Raw genomic sequence first — 16,134 nt, forward strand, 5'->3', positions numbered from 1 at the left:
ATTGATATAGTGTATGTACTAGTATTTGTGTCCCGTAACGCAGCACAACGGGCTTATGAAGGAAAAGGCACCTTATAACTTCCACGTAATAAAAAGAACGGGACTATATTAGATGGCCCACACTTTATATTCCTATAAAAAAGTACCAAAGCAAAAGCTATACATCAATTTTTCAACATGTTAAAATAGACGTTATGTAAAAAGAGCGGAGAGTGAACAATGAGTAAGCGCGATTACTATGAAGTACTTGGCCTGAGCAAAGGTGCAAGCAAAGATGAAATAAAAAAAGCGTATCGTAAATTATCAAAACAGTATCACCCTGATTTAAACAAGGAAGAGGGCGCGGACGAAAAGTTCAAAGAAGTCGCAGAAGCATATGAAGTGCTGTCAGACGACCAAAAACGTGCTCGCTATGACCAATTCGGCCACGAAGATCCAAATGCAGGATTTGGTGGCGGCGGATTCGGCGGCGGCGCTGGATTCGGCGGTTTTGAGGACATCTTCAGTTCGTTCTTCGGTGGCGGTCGACGCCAAGATCCAAACGCCCCACGTAAAGGCGACGATCTTCAGTTCCGTATGAACATTTCTTTCGAAGAAGCAGTATTCGGAAAAGAAACAGAAATTGAAATTCCAAAAGAAGAAACATGTGATACATGTAACGGCTCTGGTGCAAAACCAGGTACGCAGCCACAAACATGTTCACAATGTAATGGTGCGGGCCAAATTAACCAGGCGGTCGACACACCGTTTGGCCGTATGGTAAACAAACGTTCTTGTCCATCATGTCGTGGTCAAGGTAAAATCATTGTGGAAAAATGTTCGCCATGTCGCGGTACTGGTACAATTACGAAGAAGAAAAAAATCAAAATCACGATCCCGGCAGGTGTGGATGATGGCCAACAATTACGTGTAGCAGGTCAAGGTGAAGCAGGATTCAACAATGGTCCTGCCGGCGATTTATACATTATTTTCAATGTTCGTAAGCATGAATATTTCGAACGTGACGGCGACGATATTTTATATGAATTAAAATTAACTATCCCGCAAGCAGCATTAGGTGATGAAATCGAAGTACCGACAATTCACGGGAAAGTGAAGCTGAAAATTCCTGCAGGTACACAATCCGGTGCGCAATTCCGCCTGAAAGATAAAGGCGTAAAAAATGTACACGGCTATGGCATGGGGAACCAGTATGTCATCGTAAACGTTGTAATACCGACGAAACTAACGGAAAAACAAAAACAATTGTTACGTGAATTTGCAGAAATTAGTGGAGACATTCCGGAAGAACACGGAAGCTCCCTGTTCGACAAAATTAAGAAAAAAATTAAAGGCGACTAAGGAGTGTATTGCAAGTGAAATGGACAGAACTTTCGATTTTAACAACGCATGAAGCTGTTGATGCAGTGACGAACATTTTACACGAAGCTGGTGCAAGCGGTGTAGTAATTGAAGATTCAAAGGAATTAGACAAAGAGAGAATCGATAAATTTGGTGAAATTTATGCACTGAATCCTGAAGATTTTCCGAAAACAGGTGTCATTGTAAAAGCATATTTATCGGCTTCAAGTTTTTTAGCGGAAACAATCGAAGAAATTAAGCTTGCAATCGCAAACCTTGTAAACTTTGATATTAATATTGGTGAAAATGTATTAACACTTTGTGAAGTTGATGAAGAAGATTGGTCAACGGCGTGGAAGCAATACTACCATCCGGTAAAAATTTCAGAACGCTTCACAATTGTACCGACTTGGGAAGACTACAAACCAGTATCAACGGATGAGCTGATCATTGAACTGGATCCAGGAATGGCGTTCGGAACAGGAACACACCCTACAACAGTTATGTGTTTGCAGGCGCTTGAAAAAGTTGTACAGCATGACCACACAGTTGTCGATGTTGGTACAGGATCTGGCGTACTGTCAATTGGTGCTGCCATGCTTGGAGCGAAAAGTGTTCATGCATTGGACTTAGATGAAGTGGCAGTAAATGCAGCACGTGAAAACGTTGAATTGAATAAAACGAGTGATATTGTTGAAGTATTCCACGGTAATCTTTTGGACACAGTAAAAGAACCGGCTGATATTGTTGTAGCGAATATTTTAGCGGAAATCATTATGTCATTTACGGATGATGCATTTTCAATTGTAAAACCAGGCGGTATTTATGTTACATCGGGCATTATCGGGGCGAAGAAAGATGATGTAAAAGCAGCTCTTGAAAAAGCCGGATTTGTCATTGAAGAAGTATTAATGATGGAAGATTGGGTAGCGATTATTTCACGTCGTCCTTAATTAAATCGTTTAATCGAAAATCGAACATTTTGCTAATGGGCAAAATGTTCGATTTTTACGTTATCAACAAGGAGTGAAGACAATGCAAAGATATTTTGTAGATACAGTGGATAATGAAATGGACCAATTTATCATTTCCGGAGAAAACGCGCGCCATATTTCAAAAGTAATGCGCATGACGGTGGGAGAAGAAATCATTGTTGTACATGATAATGTAGCGTATGTTTGTGAAATTACCGAGCTGGACCAGGATGTATATGCGAAAAAAACAGGTACGACAATCCCTTCGCCGGAAATGCCGGTTAAAGTCGATATTGCATGTGGCCTGCCAAAAGGCGATAAGCTGGAACTGATTGCACAAAAGGCGACAGAGCTCGGTATGCATGCATTAATCCCGTTTGCTGCGGAACGTTCAATTGTAAAATGGGATGATAAAAAAGCGAAGAAAAACCAGGAACGCCTTCAAAAAATCGCTCAGGAAGCGGCTGAGCAATCGCATCGTACATATGTCCCGAATGTTGTACAACCAATCAGTTTCAAACAGCTTGTACAAACATTCTCTAACTATGATGCTGTATATATTGCAGATGAAGAGGATGCGAAGTTGGCGACACGTACGACATTTAAGCAAAAGCTGCAATCGTTAAATGCGGATAAAACGCCGCGCATCCTGTGCATTTTCGGTCCTGAGGGCGGCATTTCCCGCAATGAATCGGCATCACTGCTTGAAGCCGGTGCACAGACAATGTCACTTGGGCCGCGTATTTTACGAGCAGAGACGGCGCCATTGTATGCGTTGGCTGCAATTTCTTATGAATTTGAATAATGGATTGGGTTTGAATTAACAGACCTATAAAAAGTAGCAAGCCTTAATTTCTCTCGCAAAGAGAAATTAAGGCTTTTTGTTTTGTAAACAGGCCCCCCACTACTTATAAACTATCTCAAATTAAATGTATTTCCCCCTTGTATAATGAAAAGTAAATATGTATAATGTTTGTATAACATAAAACGGCATCTATTGATAAAATTTTATTATAAACAGCTTTAATATAGAGTTTCATTAATATTAACACCGAAAAGATTAAAGGAAACCTCTAAACGTTATACAAATTATTTTACGCTAATGAAACATTGTACAATATCGAATCGAAACAGGGAGGAACTATAAATGAAAAAAATTGCAGTGGTAGGGGCAGGTCCTGGTGGATTAGCGGTCGCCATGTTATTGGCGCATAAAGGTTATGAAGTAACGATTTATGAAAAGCAGGCTTATGTAGGTGGTCGAACAAGCGAAATTAAGCTTGGTGATTATAAATTTGATATGGGCCCGACGTTTTTAAATATGTTGTACATTGCAGAAGAGATTTTTGAATTAACAGGTCGCGATATTCACGACTATGTGGATTTGATTGATTTGAATCCTATGTATCAATTAATCTACCATAACAAAAAAGTTAATATGACACGTGATGCAGATGAAATGATTCGTCAAATCAACGAGCTTTTCCCTGGAAATGAGGGGAGCTATGAACGTTATATGGAGCAGACACAAAAGAAACTTGAAGTGCTTGCCCCTGTGCTGCAGGCTCCGATGAATAAGCTGACAGATTTGTTCAACCCGAAAGTGATGAAAGCGTTCAAAGAATTGGAAGTAGGAAATTCCCTTGTTGATACGCTGTCGAAGTTTTATAACGAAGAGGAATTACAGCTCGCTTTTACATTCCAGGCAAAATATTTAGGGATGTCTCCATGGGAAAGTCCTGGCGCGTTTTCGATTCTTTCGTATATTGAACATGCGTACGGTGTCTACCACATTAAAGGTGGTATTAATAAGCTGACGGAAGCGATGGCAAAAGTTGTGATGGAATCAGGTGGGAAAATCCTTCTCAATAACGGTGTGAAAAAATTAAAAACAAATGGCAGAAAAGTGACGGGTTTACTGCTGGAAGATGGTCAGGAAATCGAAGTGGATGAAGTCATCATTAACGGAGATTTTGCGCATGCGATGACAAATCTTGTTGAGCCGGGCCTGTTAAAAAAATATACACCTGAAAAACTTGAGAAAAAACAATACTCTTGTTCAACGTTCATGCTGTATTTAGGTGTCAATAAACGATTTGATTTACCGCATCATACAATTTGGTTTGCGAAAGATTACCGAAAAAATGTAGAGGAAATTACAAAAACGAAATTGATGTCTGAGGATCCTTCGATTTACATTCAAAATGCCGTCGTTACGGATGAAACGGTTGCACCAAAAGGGAAGTCGACATTATACATTTTAGTTCCGGTACCGAATAATATGAGCGGTATCGACTGGTCGGAAAAGGCAGGTCCTTTCCGGGATATGATTTTAAATATGGTAGCGGATAAACTGGGTGTTAAGGATATGTGGGAATATATCGAAGAGGAGCGCATGATTACACCAGCTGACTGGGAACGCGATATTCATGTATATAAAGGGGCAACGTTCAATTTAGGGCACCAATTATCGCAAATGCTTGTATTCCGCCCGCGCAATAAATTTGAAGAGCTCGATCATTGCTGGTTAGTTGGTGGTGGTACACACCCGGGCAGTGGCTTGCCGATTATTCTGGAATCAGCCCGAATTACAGCAAACGGCATTTTACAGCAGGATAAACAGACGTTACTCCCGGTTAAACCACTGCCGAAAGTGGAACTGTATAGAAAGAAACAATCCCAATTAAAGCATCAGCCTGCAGCCATTCAAACAAATGTCTGACTAAGGATTGTAATGTAATGAAACTTTTAATTAAATGGAAACGTATAATAACTATTCAATTAAAGGAGGCAATACAATGTTCAAAAAATTAGCATCGGATGCATTAGGGTTATCAGATATCGGGGTAGTGATTTCAAGACAGGACTTTGACAAAACAGATGCAGATGATTTTATTTTTAATGAAGTGGATGAACAAATCTATTTTCTGATCAAAACAAAAGCGGATGAGTATTGCTTCACCAACTATGCATTAATCCATGTGGACGGGGCAAATGCAATCAGTAAAAAACGTATGCTACGCCGCTATGACTACGAACATTTTGCGATTGAAGAAGTGCTGCTGGAAACGGCCGGAACAATTGATTTGGATGTGGAAATTAAATTTGTGATCGGAAATATGCCGTTAAGCATTGATATTCATAAAAAACACTTAACGGAAATTAAAGATCTATACAAAGCGCTTCATGCCATTTCCCTTGAACAGAAGGCGAATACATTCAGCATGGATGCGGCAAAACAAAGCTTGAATTTAGCTGCCTCTGCAATCGGCCGCGCGGGTAATGAGGGTGTTTCACCAGCTGATGCATTTAAGGAAATCACAGCATTTTCACATAGCTGGCTGCTGGAGCAAAAGAAATCATTTGTGAAAAAAGATTTCGGAGATGTTTTCGAAAAATATATTAATAACTAATAATAGCTAACACTCATTTCTTATAGAAATGGGTGTTTTCCTTTTCTATCAGCCATTTTCTGTTTCTCCTCCGTGTTTAAGGGGAAGAGAAACAATAAAGTAATTCTTTCCCTTTTAAATTATTTTGAATAATGGCAGGTGGCGTTGTTGAAGAAAAAGTTGATTTTACTTGGATTACTGCTTCTCATTTCGGTTCCGCTCGCGATTTATCTAATGAATAATCAATCCGTTTCAGAAAGAGATGATGTTAACGTGAATTCCCCGAACTCAAAACAAATAGCCAAAAAATCGGTTGAACCGGTCTATGAGCAGGGGGTTGCCTATAATGCCCGGATATTGAACGATAAATATGAAGTGTTGCAAAACGGCGTATGGCAGAAAATGACGATTAAAGGGGTAAATATCGGGATGGCAAAACCGGGTCTATTCCCGGGTGAAGCTGGCATAAATAAGGAAGATTATTCAGGATGGCTTAAGGCAATCGGTGAAATGCATGCAAACGCTATTCGAATTTACACAATTCATCCACCTGCATTCTATGAAGCGTTGCTCGAATATAATGAATCGCATGAACAACCGATTTACTTGTTCCATGGGGTATGGCTCGAAGAAGAACCGGTAATTGAGCAGTTGGATGTATATGGTGAACCGACGGAGAAGTTCCAAAAGGAAATGAAAAATATTATCGATATTCTTCACGGCAATGCAGAAATTGAACATCAGCCTGGTCATGCATCGGGGAGCTATACTGCCAATGTAGCTCCGTATGTAATAGGGTGGATGATCGGTATCGAATGGTATCCGCAGGCAGTTCAATCTGTGAATGAAAAATATAAAGGCAAGTCTCAATTCGACGGCCGGTATTTTGCGACAAAAGACGCGTCACCATTTGAAATATGGCTTGCGGAACAAATGGAGTATGCCGCCAAGTACGAAATAGAGCAATACAGTTGGATGCGTCCATTCAGCTTTACGAATTGGGTAACGACTGATTTACTCGACCATCCGTATGAACCGAGTGAAGAGGAAGATATGGCGTCGGTAAATCCGAATGTTATATATGAAAAAAACGAAATTCAGCAAGTTGGTCAATTTGCAAATTATCATGTGTATCCGTATTACCCTGATTTTATGAACTTTACCCCTGAGTATTTGCAGTATATCGACCATCGCGGCAAGCCAAACAACTATGCAGCGTATTTGAATGAACTGAAGAAAGCGCACAGATTGCCGATTCTAATATCGGAATTCGGCATCCCGGCTTCGCGCGGATTGACCCATAAAAATCCGTTTGGATGGAATCAGGGATTTGTGACAGAGCGTCAGCAAGGGGAATATTTAGTCAGTCTCTATGAAGATATTCTGCACGAAGGCATGCTTGGTGGTTTAGTATTCTCCTGGCAGGATGAATGGTTCAAAAGGACGTGGAATACGATGGATCTCGATAATCCGGATCAACGGCCATTTTGGTCAAATGCGCAAACGAATGAACAGCAATTCGGACTGCTCAGCTTTGATACATTGAAAATAAAAGTAGATGGGGATACATCGGACTGGTCAGGTAAAAAAGCGGTGTATGAAACTAAACAGCTGAACATGTTTATGGATTCTGATGAACGGTATTTATATTTACGGCTAGATGCAAAAAATGTGGAGTTTTCAAATGATTATTATCCATTGATTTACTTCAGTACAGTAAAAAACCAAGGGAATTCGTCGTATAAAGGTTATCCGCTGTTAAACGAAGCGGATTTTGTACTCGCGATTAAAGATGAGGAAAACAGCAGATTGGAAGTGGATGCGTACTATGATCTGTTTCAGAAACTATATGGTGAACGTTTGGAGCAAGTTCCATTTGAAGGTGTAACTCAAAAAAACAGCGGGCAATTTAACCCTATTGAGTATGCACTGAATAAACAGCTGACGATTCCAATACTCGATGAGACCTATCCATTCGAAAAATACGAGACTGGAAAGCTGAGGAAAGGAAACGGCAATCCGGAAAGCCCGGATTATGATTCGCTTGCCGATTATGAAGTCAATGAAGCGGCTGGTGTTGTGGAAATCCGTATTCCGTGGCTATTGCTGAACTTTACCGATCCTAGCCGTCGGGAAGTATGGGCTGATTTGTATGCGAATGAGGAGATGACTAGGGAAATTACAGAAGGGATTGAAGTTGGGCTATTGATGATCGAAAATGATGAAGCGAAACTGAGTGTCCCGGCAAATAAGTCAGACCTGAAAAGCTATACATGGGAAGGCTGGACTCTTCCGGAATATAAGGAACGTTTGAAGGAATCGTATTATATTTTGCAGGAAAAATTCTTAAATATTCAATGAATCGTGAACAGCAATGATCAGATTATCTGCGTGAATAGGGGTGAAGTACAGGTGGAAGTAACGACGAGTCAGTTTAGTAATAGGATTGGAAATTTTCAAGGGTTAAAGAAACTCTATGATTTGCAGCAAGCTTATATAAGAAAAAAGGGAATTCATTTTACGTTTGTTTTCGTGAAATATTCAGAGGAAGCTGCTGTGAGTTACGAAGATTTCTATCAGGTAGTAAAAGAAAATTTAAGAAAATCAGATTTTGTGTTTGCCCATCAGTCAAAACAATATGTCATTTTGGTACTGACAATCAGCAAAGTAATGGAATCCAAATCATTTCTTGGTCGGCTTCAAACTGCGATGTCACCATTAAAAATGCCGCTTGTAGCTGTAATTGCAGAAATTGCAAATTCTTCTCATCCCCTTGAAGAAGTACTGGATACTGGCGAGAAAAAGATGAAGAGCCTGGATTTTTCAGAGACACAAATGATAGCTATTCCTCATTTTATGGAAAAAGAGCGAATCAAGATGAAAGTAAGCATAATCGAAAATGATCATATTACACAATCGATCTTTTCGAATCTGTTTCATAATCTGGAAACCGCTGAACAGGATTTGGAGGTCCGGGTGTTTAATGACGGACTTGAATTTATGGAATCAGACTGGTACCGAAGTGAGCATCCTCATATTGTCGTGCTGAATGATATATTACCAAGGAAAAATGGTTTTGAGGTATTGCATTTTCTGCGCAGTTTACCTAATGATCAAAAGTATTTGATTTTATTTATATCAACTCGTAATTCTGAAGAAGCCCAGCTTTACTGCCTTGAAAATGGTGCTGATGCTTACTTTGTCCGTCCCTTTAACTTGAAAATATTTGAGATCCGCATCAAAAATCATTTGAGAAGGTCGCGTTAATATGATTGATCGTCAATTTTTAATCGGGTCGGTCATAGTCGGCATCATCATGCTGATTATTATTTTCTGTATATTTATGTATTTAGTATATAAAGGGATGGAAAGAAATCGGATCAATGAAAAGATGAATGTATATTTCGAACAATATAAAACAGAGTGGTATAACTATCTTATTTATGATAAACCGCTGGATCACCGGCCGGAAAATAATATTACAATGAAGGCAATTGATCATTTGTTTGTTTCTTATTTGACTACACTCAACAATGAGACGATTCACAAGAAAGTTTCCGAATACGCTTCATTGAATATGCAGGATTACTATATCGAGCAAATAAGAAGCCGTGATCGATCGGTCCGTCTGAATGCTTTGCAGCGTACATTATTGCTGGAACTGGATTTTTTAGTACCGATTATTGAGCAGCATTTAAAACACAAACGTGATTATGAGATGGAAGAATATTTACTAATGTTGCGGGTAGTCGCGAAATATAATCGGAATTTGTTTTATGCCCATGTTTATCAACCGAAATTACCGTTGAATGACTATGAATATAAACTTTTGTTATCGACGATTGATGAAGGGTATATCGACTATTTCACAAATCATTTTGATGCCTTGCCAATCGTGCTGAAACTTGCTCTTCTTGATTATCTGAGTTTAAGCACAAATGTAAGTAATGATTCTCTCTCTTTCTATGAGCGTTTGTTAATATCGGACAATCAGGAGTTAAGAATCCGGGTTCTAAAAGCGATTGCCTCATTCGGAATGATTTCGAATCTGCAGCTGTATGAGCGCTTTGTTGATTCTGCCAGCTGGGAGGAGAGGCTGATGATGGCGAAAATATTGCGGTTTGTAAAAGAGGAGAAATCCTATCAAGCTCTTGAGCTGCTAATAGCCGATTCGAATTGGCAAGTACGTAAACAGGCGGCCTTATCATTATTGAATATGCCAAAGGGACAAGTAATATTGCAGCAAATAATCGATAGTAAAAAAGATTTGTATGCGGCGGATATAGCAAGGGAAGTCATGAAGTTAGGGTGATGATACATGAATTCAGAAACAATACTTTATTGGTTTAACGAAGTGTTCAGTTCATTAATCTTTATATATATGTTATTTGTTATTTTGATCTATACATTAATGCTGATCTTTGCTTTTTTTCAGCTGAGAAAAGACAGGAATCTGGATAAACATTTGGAAGGCAAGGTAAATTTGAATGCTGTTTACTCAAAGCCTGTATCAATCATTGTTCCTGCTTATAATGAGGAAATCGGTATTATCAGTACGGTTCAATCGTTATTGACCCTTGAATACCCGCAATACGAAATCGTAATTGTCAACGATGGTTCGAAAGATTCGACATTGCAGACAGTGATTGACGCTTTTCATATGGAGCCTGTTTTCCGGACCGTGCAAAATCAGTTGCCATCAGCGAAGGTAAGGGGCATTTATCATTCAAAACTCCATTATAATATTGTTTTGGTGGACAAGGAAAATGGAGGGAAGGCCGATGCGTTAAACGCAGGCATAAATGTATCAAGATTTCCTTATTTTTGCTCGATTGACGGTGATTCAATTTTATCCACTAAATCATTGCTGCAGGTGATGAAGCCGATTGTCTCATCCAACGGGAAAGTCATTGCTGCAGGTGGAAGTGTACGTATAGCAAACGGTTCGGAGATCGAGTACGGCAGTGTTCTGAAATCGGTTGTCCCGAATAATCCGATTGTCGTCATGCAGATTATTGAATATTTACGTGCTTTTTATATGGGAAGAATTGCGCTGAGCCGTTTTAATTTATTATTAATTATTTCCGGTGCGTTTAGTGTCTTTTCGAAAGAATATACAATAAAAGTCGGTGGCTACAATAAGAATACGATCGGCGAAGATATGGAACTGGTCGTCCGGCTGCACAACTATTTACTGAAGAATAAAATAAAAAAATCGATTGAATTTATTCCCGATCCGGTATGCTGGACAGAGGCCCCGGATAATCTAAAGGATTTAAAAACACAGCGGAGACGATGGCATCAGGGGCTGTTAAGCAGTCTTATGCTGAACCGTGGGATGCTGCTCAATCCGAAATACAAACAAATCGGTCTCATATCTGTTCCGTATTTTGTATTTATTGAATTAATCGGCCCGATTGTTGAACTATTGGGATATATATATGTCATTTTATCATTTGTAATTGGGAACATATATTTGGAATCGGCTCTTACTTTATTTGTCCTGTTTTTAATTTACAGTACCGTCATTTCGATGTTTTCTATTTTGCTGGAAGCATGGAGTATGGGCACTTATCCGCGTATCCGTGATTCGGTGAAACTATTATTGTATTCATTATCGGAAGTGTTCTGGTTACGTCCGTTAATGGTTATTTTCCGCCTTCAAGGATTCTGGTATTTTATTCGGGGGAAAAACGATTGGGGAAGCTTAACGCGATCTGGATTGCAAAAGAAAACAAATGATATTTAATATAATAGACTAAGTCGATAGGCGGAAAATCTCCGTCTATTTTGGCTGTTTACTCTTTATTATTGGAAGAAGGGGAGTTATCCGCCCGTTTTCTAATAGAAAATGTATACATATTAATCCGCGTTTTTATATTTAAATTACTTAAATGGACAGAAAATGGAGCAAATTTCAATTATAAATACTATATTGGAGACAGGAGAAAAAATTGGATGTATAAACATAATGAAAAAAGGTGATATATTAGTAATTAACATGGAAAACAGATTGAGAGGGTCGCGATACTAATGAAAATTGAAGAAATTTTAACAGGGATCTTAATTATCTGTAGTGTAATGCTTTTTATTCTATTATGTATTTACTTTTTTGCAATTTATCGAAAGAACAGGAAGAAACACTCTTTCAATAAAATAAATAACTATATTCAGCAAAATGAGAGGGACTGGTATAATTATTTAGTTTTAAACAAACCTCTTCGGAATCATTCAACTACAAAGGATGAGCTGGCGGCAGTTGATTCTATTTTTGTTTCGTATGTTACATCGATGAATAAAGAAGAGATCCTGGAGAGGGCTTCAACATATGCTGCATTAAATATGAAAAACTATTATACAAAGCAATTGACGAGCCGTGATGAAGCTATCCGTTTACGTGCTTTGCAGCGCACACTGATTCTGGACCTGGAATTTTTAGTGCCGTTAATCGAACGCCGACTAAAAGACAATCGTACAGGGTCTATGGAAGAATATTTATTAATGTTAAAGGTTGCAGCGAAATATAATAGAAATTTATTTTTGGCGCATATGTACAAGCCGAGATTGACTTTTTATGATAACGAGTACCATTTGTTGCTATCGAATATTGAGGATAGTTATTGTGACTACTTTAAAGATCATTTTGAAGAATTGCCGATGCAGCTGAAATTAGCGTTCCTGGAGTTCTCATGCCTGAACAGGAACTTGGACCCTTCCTACCTTTCATTATTTGAACAGTTACTGACTTCCGAATGTGGGGGAATTCGTCTTCGTGCATTAAGAGCAATTTCATCGTATGGCGAAATTTCGCATGTGAAGCATTATGAAGAATTTGCCGATTCAACACATTGGGAAGAGCGTCTATTGCTGGCGGAAATTTTACGTTTTGTCAAAGAGGACGATTCATACACTTATCTAAAAAAGTTAATGCTTGATCCAAACAGCAATGTTCGAAAACAGGCTGCTTTATCACTGATGGGTTTACCGGATGGACAGGCGATACTGCAACAGGTATCAGACAATGAAGAACATATCCGTTCTAACTAGTACCAACGGAAGAATCCAGTAATTTAACAAGTAGTTAAAAAAATAGGCTTTGTAAAGCGATTTGTGCTATTATAAAACACGTTGATATTTTTCTTCATTAAGTGAATGAAGAGCATGCTACCGGTCGACTTAAAAGAGGCAATTCACCGGAGTAAAATAGATAAGTGCTAACCTTGAAAGGATGATATAAATTATGAGTTACGAACGTACGAAAACCGTATCTCTACATACATTAGGGTGTAAAGTAAACCACTATGAAACAGAAGCAATTTGGCAGCTATTTAAAGAGCAAGGATACGAGCGTACTGAGTTCGATCATCAGGCGGACGTTTATGTTATTAATACTTGTACAGTAACGAACACTGGCGATAAAAAATCACGTCAAGTGATTCGCCGTGCTATCCGTCAAAATCCGGATGCGGTTATTTGTGTAACAGGCTGTTATGCACAAACATCACCGGCTGAAATTATGGCAATCCCAGGGGTCGATATCGTTGTTGGTACTCAGGACCGCGAGAAAATGCTTGGATATATCGATCAATATCGCAATGAGCGCCAGCCAATCAATGCGGTACGTAATATTATGAAAAACCGTGTGTATGAGGAATTGGATGTACCGGCATTTACAGACCGTACTCGTGCCTCGCTGAAAATCCAGGAAGGCTGTAATAACTTCTGTACGTTCTGTATCATTCCTTGGGCGCGCGGCTTAATGCGTTCACGTGATCCGGAAGAAGTTATTCGTCAGGCTCAACAGCTTGTTGATGCGGGTTATTTGGAAATCGTCCTAACAGGTATCCACACAGGCGGATACGGACAAGACTTCAAAGACTATAACTTAGCGCAGCTGTTACGTGACTTGGAAGCACAGGTAAAAGGCTTGAAACGTTTACGTATTTCTTCAATCGAAGCATCTCAATTAACAGATGAAGTGATTGAAGTACTGCAAAACTCTGAAATTGTCGTAAACCATTTGCACATTCCGATTCAATCGGGTTCAGATACGGTATTAAAACGTATGCGTCGTAAATATACGATGGAGTTTTTCGCAGAGCGTCTGGAAAAGCTGAAAATCGCTTTACCTGACTTGGCGGTTACTTCTGACGTAATCGTAGGTTTCCCGGGTGAAACGGAAGAAGAGTTTATGGAAACATATAACTTTATCCGTGACCACAAATTCTCTGAGCTTCATGTATTCCCGTACTCTCAACGTACAGGTACACCTGCAGCGAGAATGGACGATCAAATTGAGGAAGAAATTAAAAATGAACGCGTTCACCGTTTGATTGCACTGAATGATCAGCTTGCAAAAGAATACTCTTCCCGTTTTGAAGGGGAAGTACTGGAAGTTATTCCGGAAGAACGCTTTAAAGATGGCGACAATGAAAACTTATACGTCGGCTATACAACGAACTACTTAAAAGTAATTTTTGAAGGCACTGAAGAAATGGTCGGCCAACTTGTAAAAGTTAAAATTACGAAAGCAGGCTACCCGTACAACGAAGGACAATTCGTTCGCGTATTGGAAGGTCAGGCAATTTAATAGTATGTTTTACAAAAAAAGAGGGATTGCACTGTGCAATCCTTCTTTTTGTTTTAGACGAATTTACTTGATATAAAAGGTTAACTAGTTGTTCGGAGTGAAAGCGGCGACTCCTTGGGGATAAGTACGACGCCTGAGATAAGGAACAAAAGCTAAGAACGCCACGTCCTGTGGCAACGCTTTTGTGACCAACTTCGTGTTGGCCTCGTGCCCACAGGAAAGCGTCCGCCGTAACGAAGAATAACGGCTAAGAAGCAGGCACTAAATTAGCCGGCTCTTTTTTACTTCCAATAAAATAGGGTAGAGAAAATAGTGTGCGCAAGTTTTCTTAATCGGGCGAAACATCGTGTACTTTTATGCAGCATATTAATTTACAAAAAGTTAGTCGTAAACTGATGGAAGTTTAAGTATATTATGAGGAAGACAAGCCAACACTATTATTCGGAACATAATGTTTATCCCGATTACAAGCAAAGAAGGTGAGCAATTTATATGAAGAAAATATGGATGTTTGCTGCAATTCTATTTATTTTATATGGTTGCACGGAGAAAAAGGAAGAACCAACAGTAGAAAGTGAATCGGCTATGGTGGAAGTCAATATTCCTACAGAAGTAGCAAGACATTACGGCTCGCTAAATATTGAGTACAAAGCATCGGATGTTTATAAAACAATTCAGCCAAATGGTGTCGTTTCTTTGGGAATGAACAAGCAACAGCTATCTGAAATTGCGCACCAAACAGAACAATTCCTGGAGCAGTACAAAGAAACAAGTGAGAAAAGTACAGAAGATGGAATTACGCATATCGATGCAAATGAAAACTATTCGAATTGGGAAATTGTATTATCGGACGATTCTCTTTTAGGGCAAGAAGCGTTTGATTTGGCACAGGAGCATTTAATTAAAAATATTTTAACGTACCAGTTAGTCCATCGTCATAATCCTGAGTTAAATATTCAGTATGTCACAGATGCCGGTGAACCTTTGGACAGAAAAATTATTCGTACAAAATTCGCCTATTCAGACGAATAATTTAAGTTGTCTGATAATTTGCGTCAATTAAAATACATGCTAAACTATAGATGTACGGACAACTAATGTTTAGTAAAAGGAGTAATGAGAAATGACTCGAAATTATGCAGTAATGATTGATCATACTTTATTAAAAGCTGAATCTACAAAAGATCAAGTAGAAAAAATTTGTGCAGAAGCAAAGCAATACGGATTTGCTTCAGTATGTGTAAACCCTACATGGGTGAAATTCAGTGCAGAGCAATTAGCTGGTACAGAAGTTAAGGTATGTACAGTAATCGGCTTCCCGTTAGGTGCTACAACATCTGCAGTAAAAGCATTCGAAACAAAAGACGCGATTGCAAATGGTGCTGGCGAAATTGATATGGTTATTAATATCGGTGCTCTAAAAGACGGCAACTACGATTTAGTTCGTGATGACATCAAAGCAGTAGTAGATGCTGCAAATGGTACATTAGTAAAAGTAATTATTGAAACTTGCCTATTAACGGATGAAGAAAAAGTAAAAGCTTGCGAACTTTCTGTTGAAGCAGGAGCAGATTTCGTTAAAACTTCTACTGGATTCTCTACAGGCGGAGCGACAGCTGAAGATATCGCATTAATGCGTAAAACAGTTGGTCCTGATCTTGGAGTAAAAGCTTCTGGCGGTGTTCGTAGCTTAGAAGATATGCAACTTATGATTGAAAATGGCGCTACTCGTATTGGTGCTTCTTCTGGTGTTGCTATCATGAATGGTCTAAAATCAGATTCTAATTACTAATTCGATAGTTTTTGTTGACTCTTTTTTAAGGATACGCTATACTAC

General features: G+C 39.0%; 13 protein-coding genes. All 13 read left to right on the forward strand.

Annotated features, from left to right (window positions below; translation table 11 throughout):
* The first annotated feature begins 219 nt into the window (after nt 1-219).
* The 13 genes from dnaJ to deoC all read left to right on the forward strand — a co-directional run bounded on the left by dnaJ (nt 220) and on the right by deoC (nt 16,089).
* On the forward strand, nt 220-1,341 hold the full coding sequence (gene dnaJ, locus AC6CH1_RS03225; RefSeq protein WP_498316302.1) for a molecular chaperone DnaJ: 1,122 nt from the start codon (nt 220-222) through the stop codon (nt 1,339-1,341).
* Nucleotides 1,342-1,355: 14 nt separating this feature from the next.
* Nucleotides 1,356-2,294 (forward strand): 50S ribosomal protein L11 methyltransferase, encoded by a 939-nt coding sequence (gene prmA, locus AC6CH1_RS03230; RefSeq protein WP_498316303.1) that lies wholly within the window; start codon nt 1,356-1,358, stop codon nt 2,292-2,294.
* Between the two features lie 82 nt (nt 2,295-2,376).
* A complete protein-coding gene (locus AC6CH1_RS03235) occupies nt 2,377-3,120 on the forward strand; it encodes a 16S rRNA (uracil(1498)-N(3))-methyltransferase (protein WP_498316304.1) in 744 nt (247 codons plus the stop codon).
* Nucleotides 3,121-3,462: 342 nt separating this feature from the next.
* The gene (locus AC6CH1_RS03240; RefSeq protein ID WP_498316305.1) at nt 3,463-5,037 is read left to right on the forward strand and encodes a phytoene desaturase family protein; all 1,575 of its coding nucleotides are present in this window, start codon (nt 3,463-3,465) and stop codon (nt 5,035-5,037) included.
* Nucleotides 5,038-5,113: 76 nt separating this feature from the next.
* On the forward strand, nt 5,114-5,728 hold the full coding sequence (locus AC6CH1_RS03245) for a PH domain-containing protein (protein ID WP_498316306.1): 615 nt from the start codon (nt 5,114-5,116) through the stop codon (nt 5,726-5,728).
* A gap of 138 nt (nt 5,729-5,866) precedes the next feature.
* A complete protein-coding gene (locus AC6CH1_RS03250; RefSeq protein ID WP_498316307.1) occupies nt 5,867-8,068 on the forward strand; it encodes a hypothetical protein in 2,202 nt (733 codons plus the stop codon).
* Between the two features lie 51 nt (nt 8,069-8,119).
* A complete protein-coding gene (locus tag AC6CH1_RS03255; RefSeq protein ID WP_498316308.1) occupies nt 8,120-8,974 on the forward strand; it encodes a response regulator transcription factor in 855 nt (284 codons plus the stop codon).
* Nucleotide 8,975: 1 nt separating this feature from the next.
* On the forward strand, nt 8,976-10,019 hold the full coding sequence (locus AC6CH1_RS03260) for a HEAT repeat domain-containing protein (RefSeq protein WP_498316309.1): 1,044 nt from the start codon (nt 8,976-8,978) through the stop codon (nt 10,017-10,019).
* Nucleotides 10,020-10,025: 6 nt separating this feature from the next.
* Complete coding sequence (locus AC6CH1_RS03265; RefSeq protein WP_498316310.1) at nt 10,026-11,456, forward strand: glycosyltransferase family 2 protein; 1,431 nt, start codon at nt 10,026-10,028, stop codon at nt 11,454-11,456.
* A gap of 284 nt (nt 11,457-11,740) precedes the next feature.
* Nucleotides 11,741-12,754 carry a HEAT repeat domain-containing protein gene (locus AC6CH1_RS03270; RefSeq protein WP_498316311.1) on the forward strand — a complete coding sequence of 338 codons (1,014 nt, stop codon included), beginning with the start codon at nt 11,741-11,743 and terminating at the stop codon, nt 12,752-12,754.
* 193 nt (nt 12,755-12,947) lie between these two features.
* A complete protein-coding gene (gene mtaB / locus AC6CH1_RS03275) occupies nt 12,948-14,297 on the forward strand; it encodes a tRNA (N(6)-L-threonylcarbamoyladenosine(37)-C(2))-methylthiotransferase MtaB (protein WP_498316312.1) in 1,350 nt (449 codons plus the stop codon).
* Between the two features lie 492 nt (nt 14,298-14,789).
* Nucleotides 14,790-15,329, forward strand: a complete 540-nt coding sequence (locus AC6CH1_RS03280; RefSeq protein ID WP_498316313.1) for an adenylate cyclase — start codon at nt 14,790-14,792, stop codon at nt 15,327-15,329.
* 91 nt (nt 15,330-15,420) lie between these two features.
* A complete protein-coding gene (gene deoC / locus AC6CH1_RS03285; RefSeq protein WP_498316314.1) occupies nt 15,421-16,089 on the forward strand; it encodes a deoxyribose-phosphate aldolase in 669 nt (222 codons plus the stop codon).
* Nucleotides 16,090-16,134: the final 45 nt, after the last annotated feature.

The organism is Solibacillus sp. GQ1 (assembly GCF_059758555.1).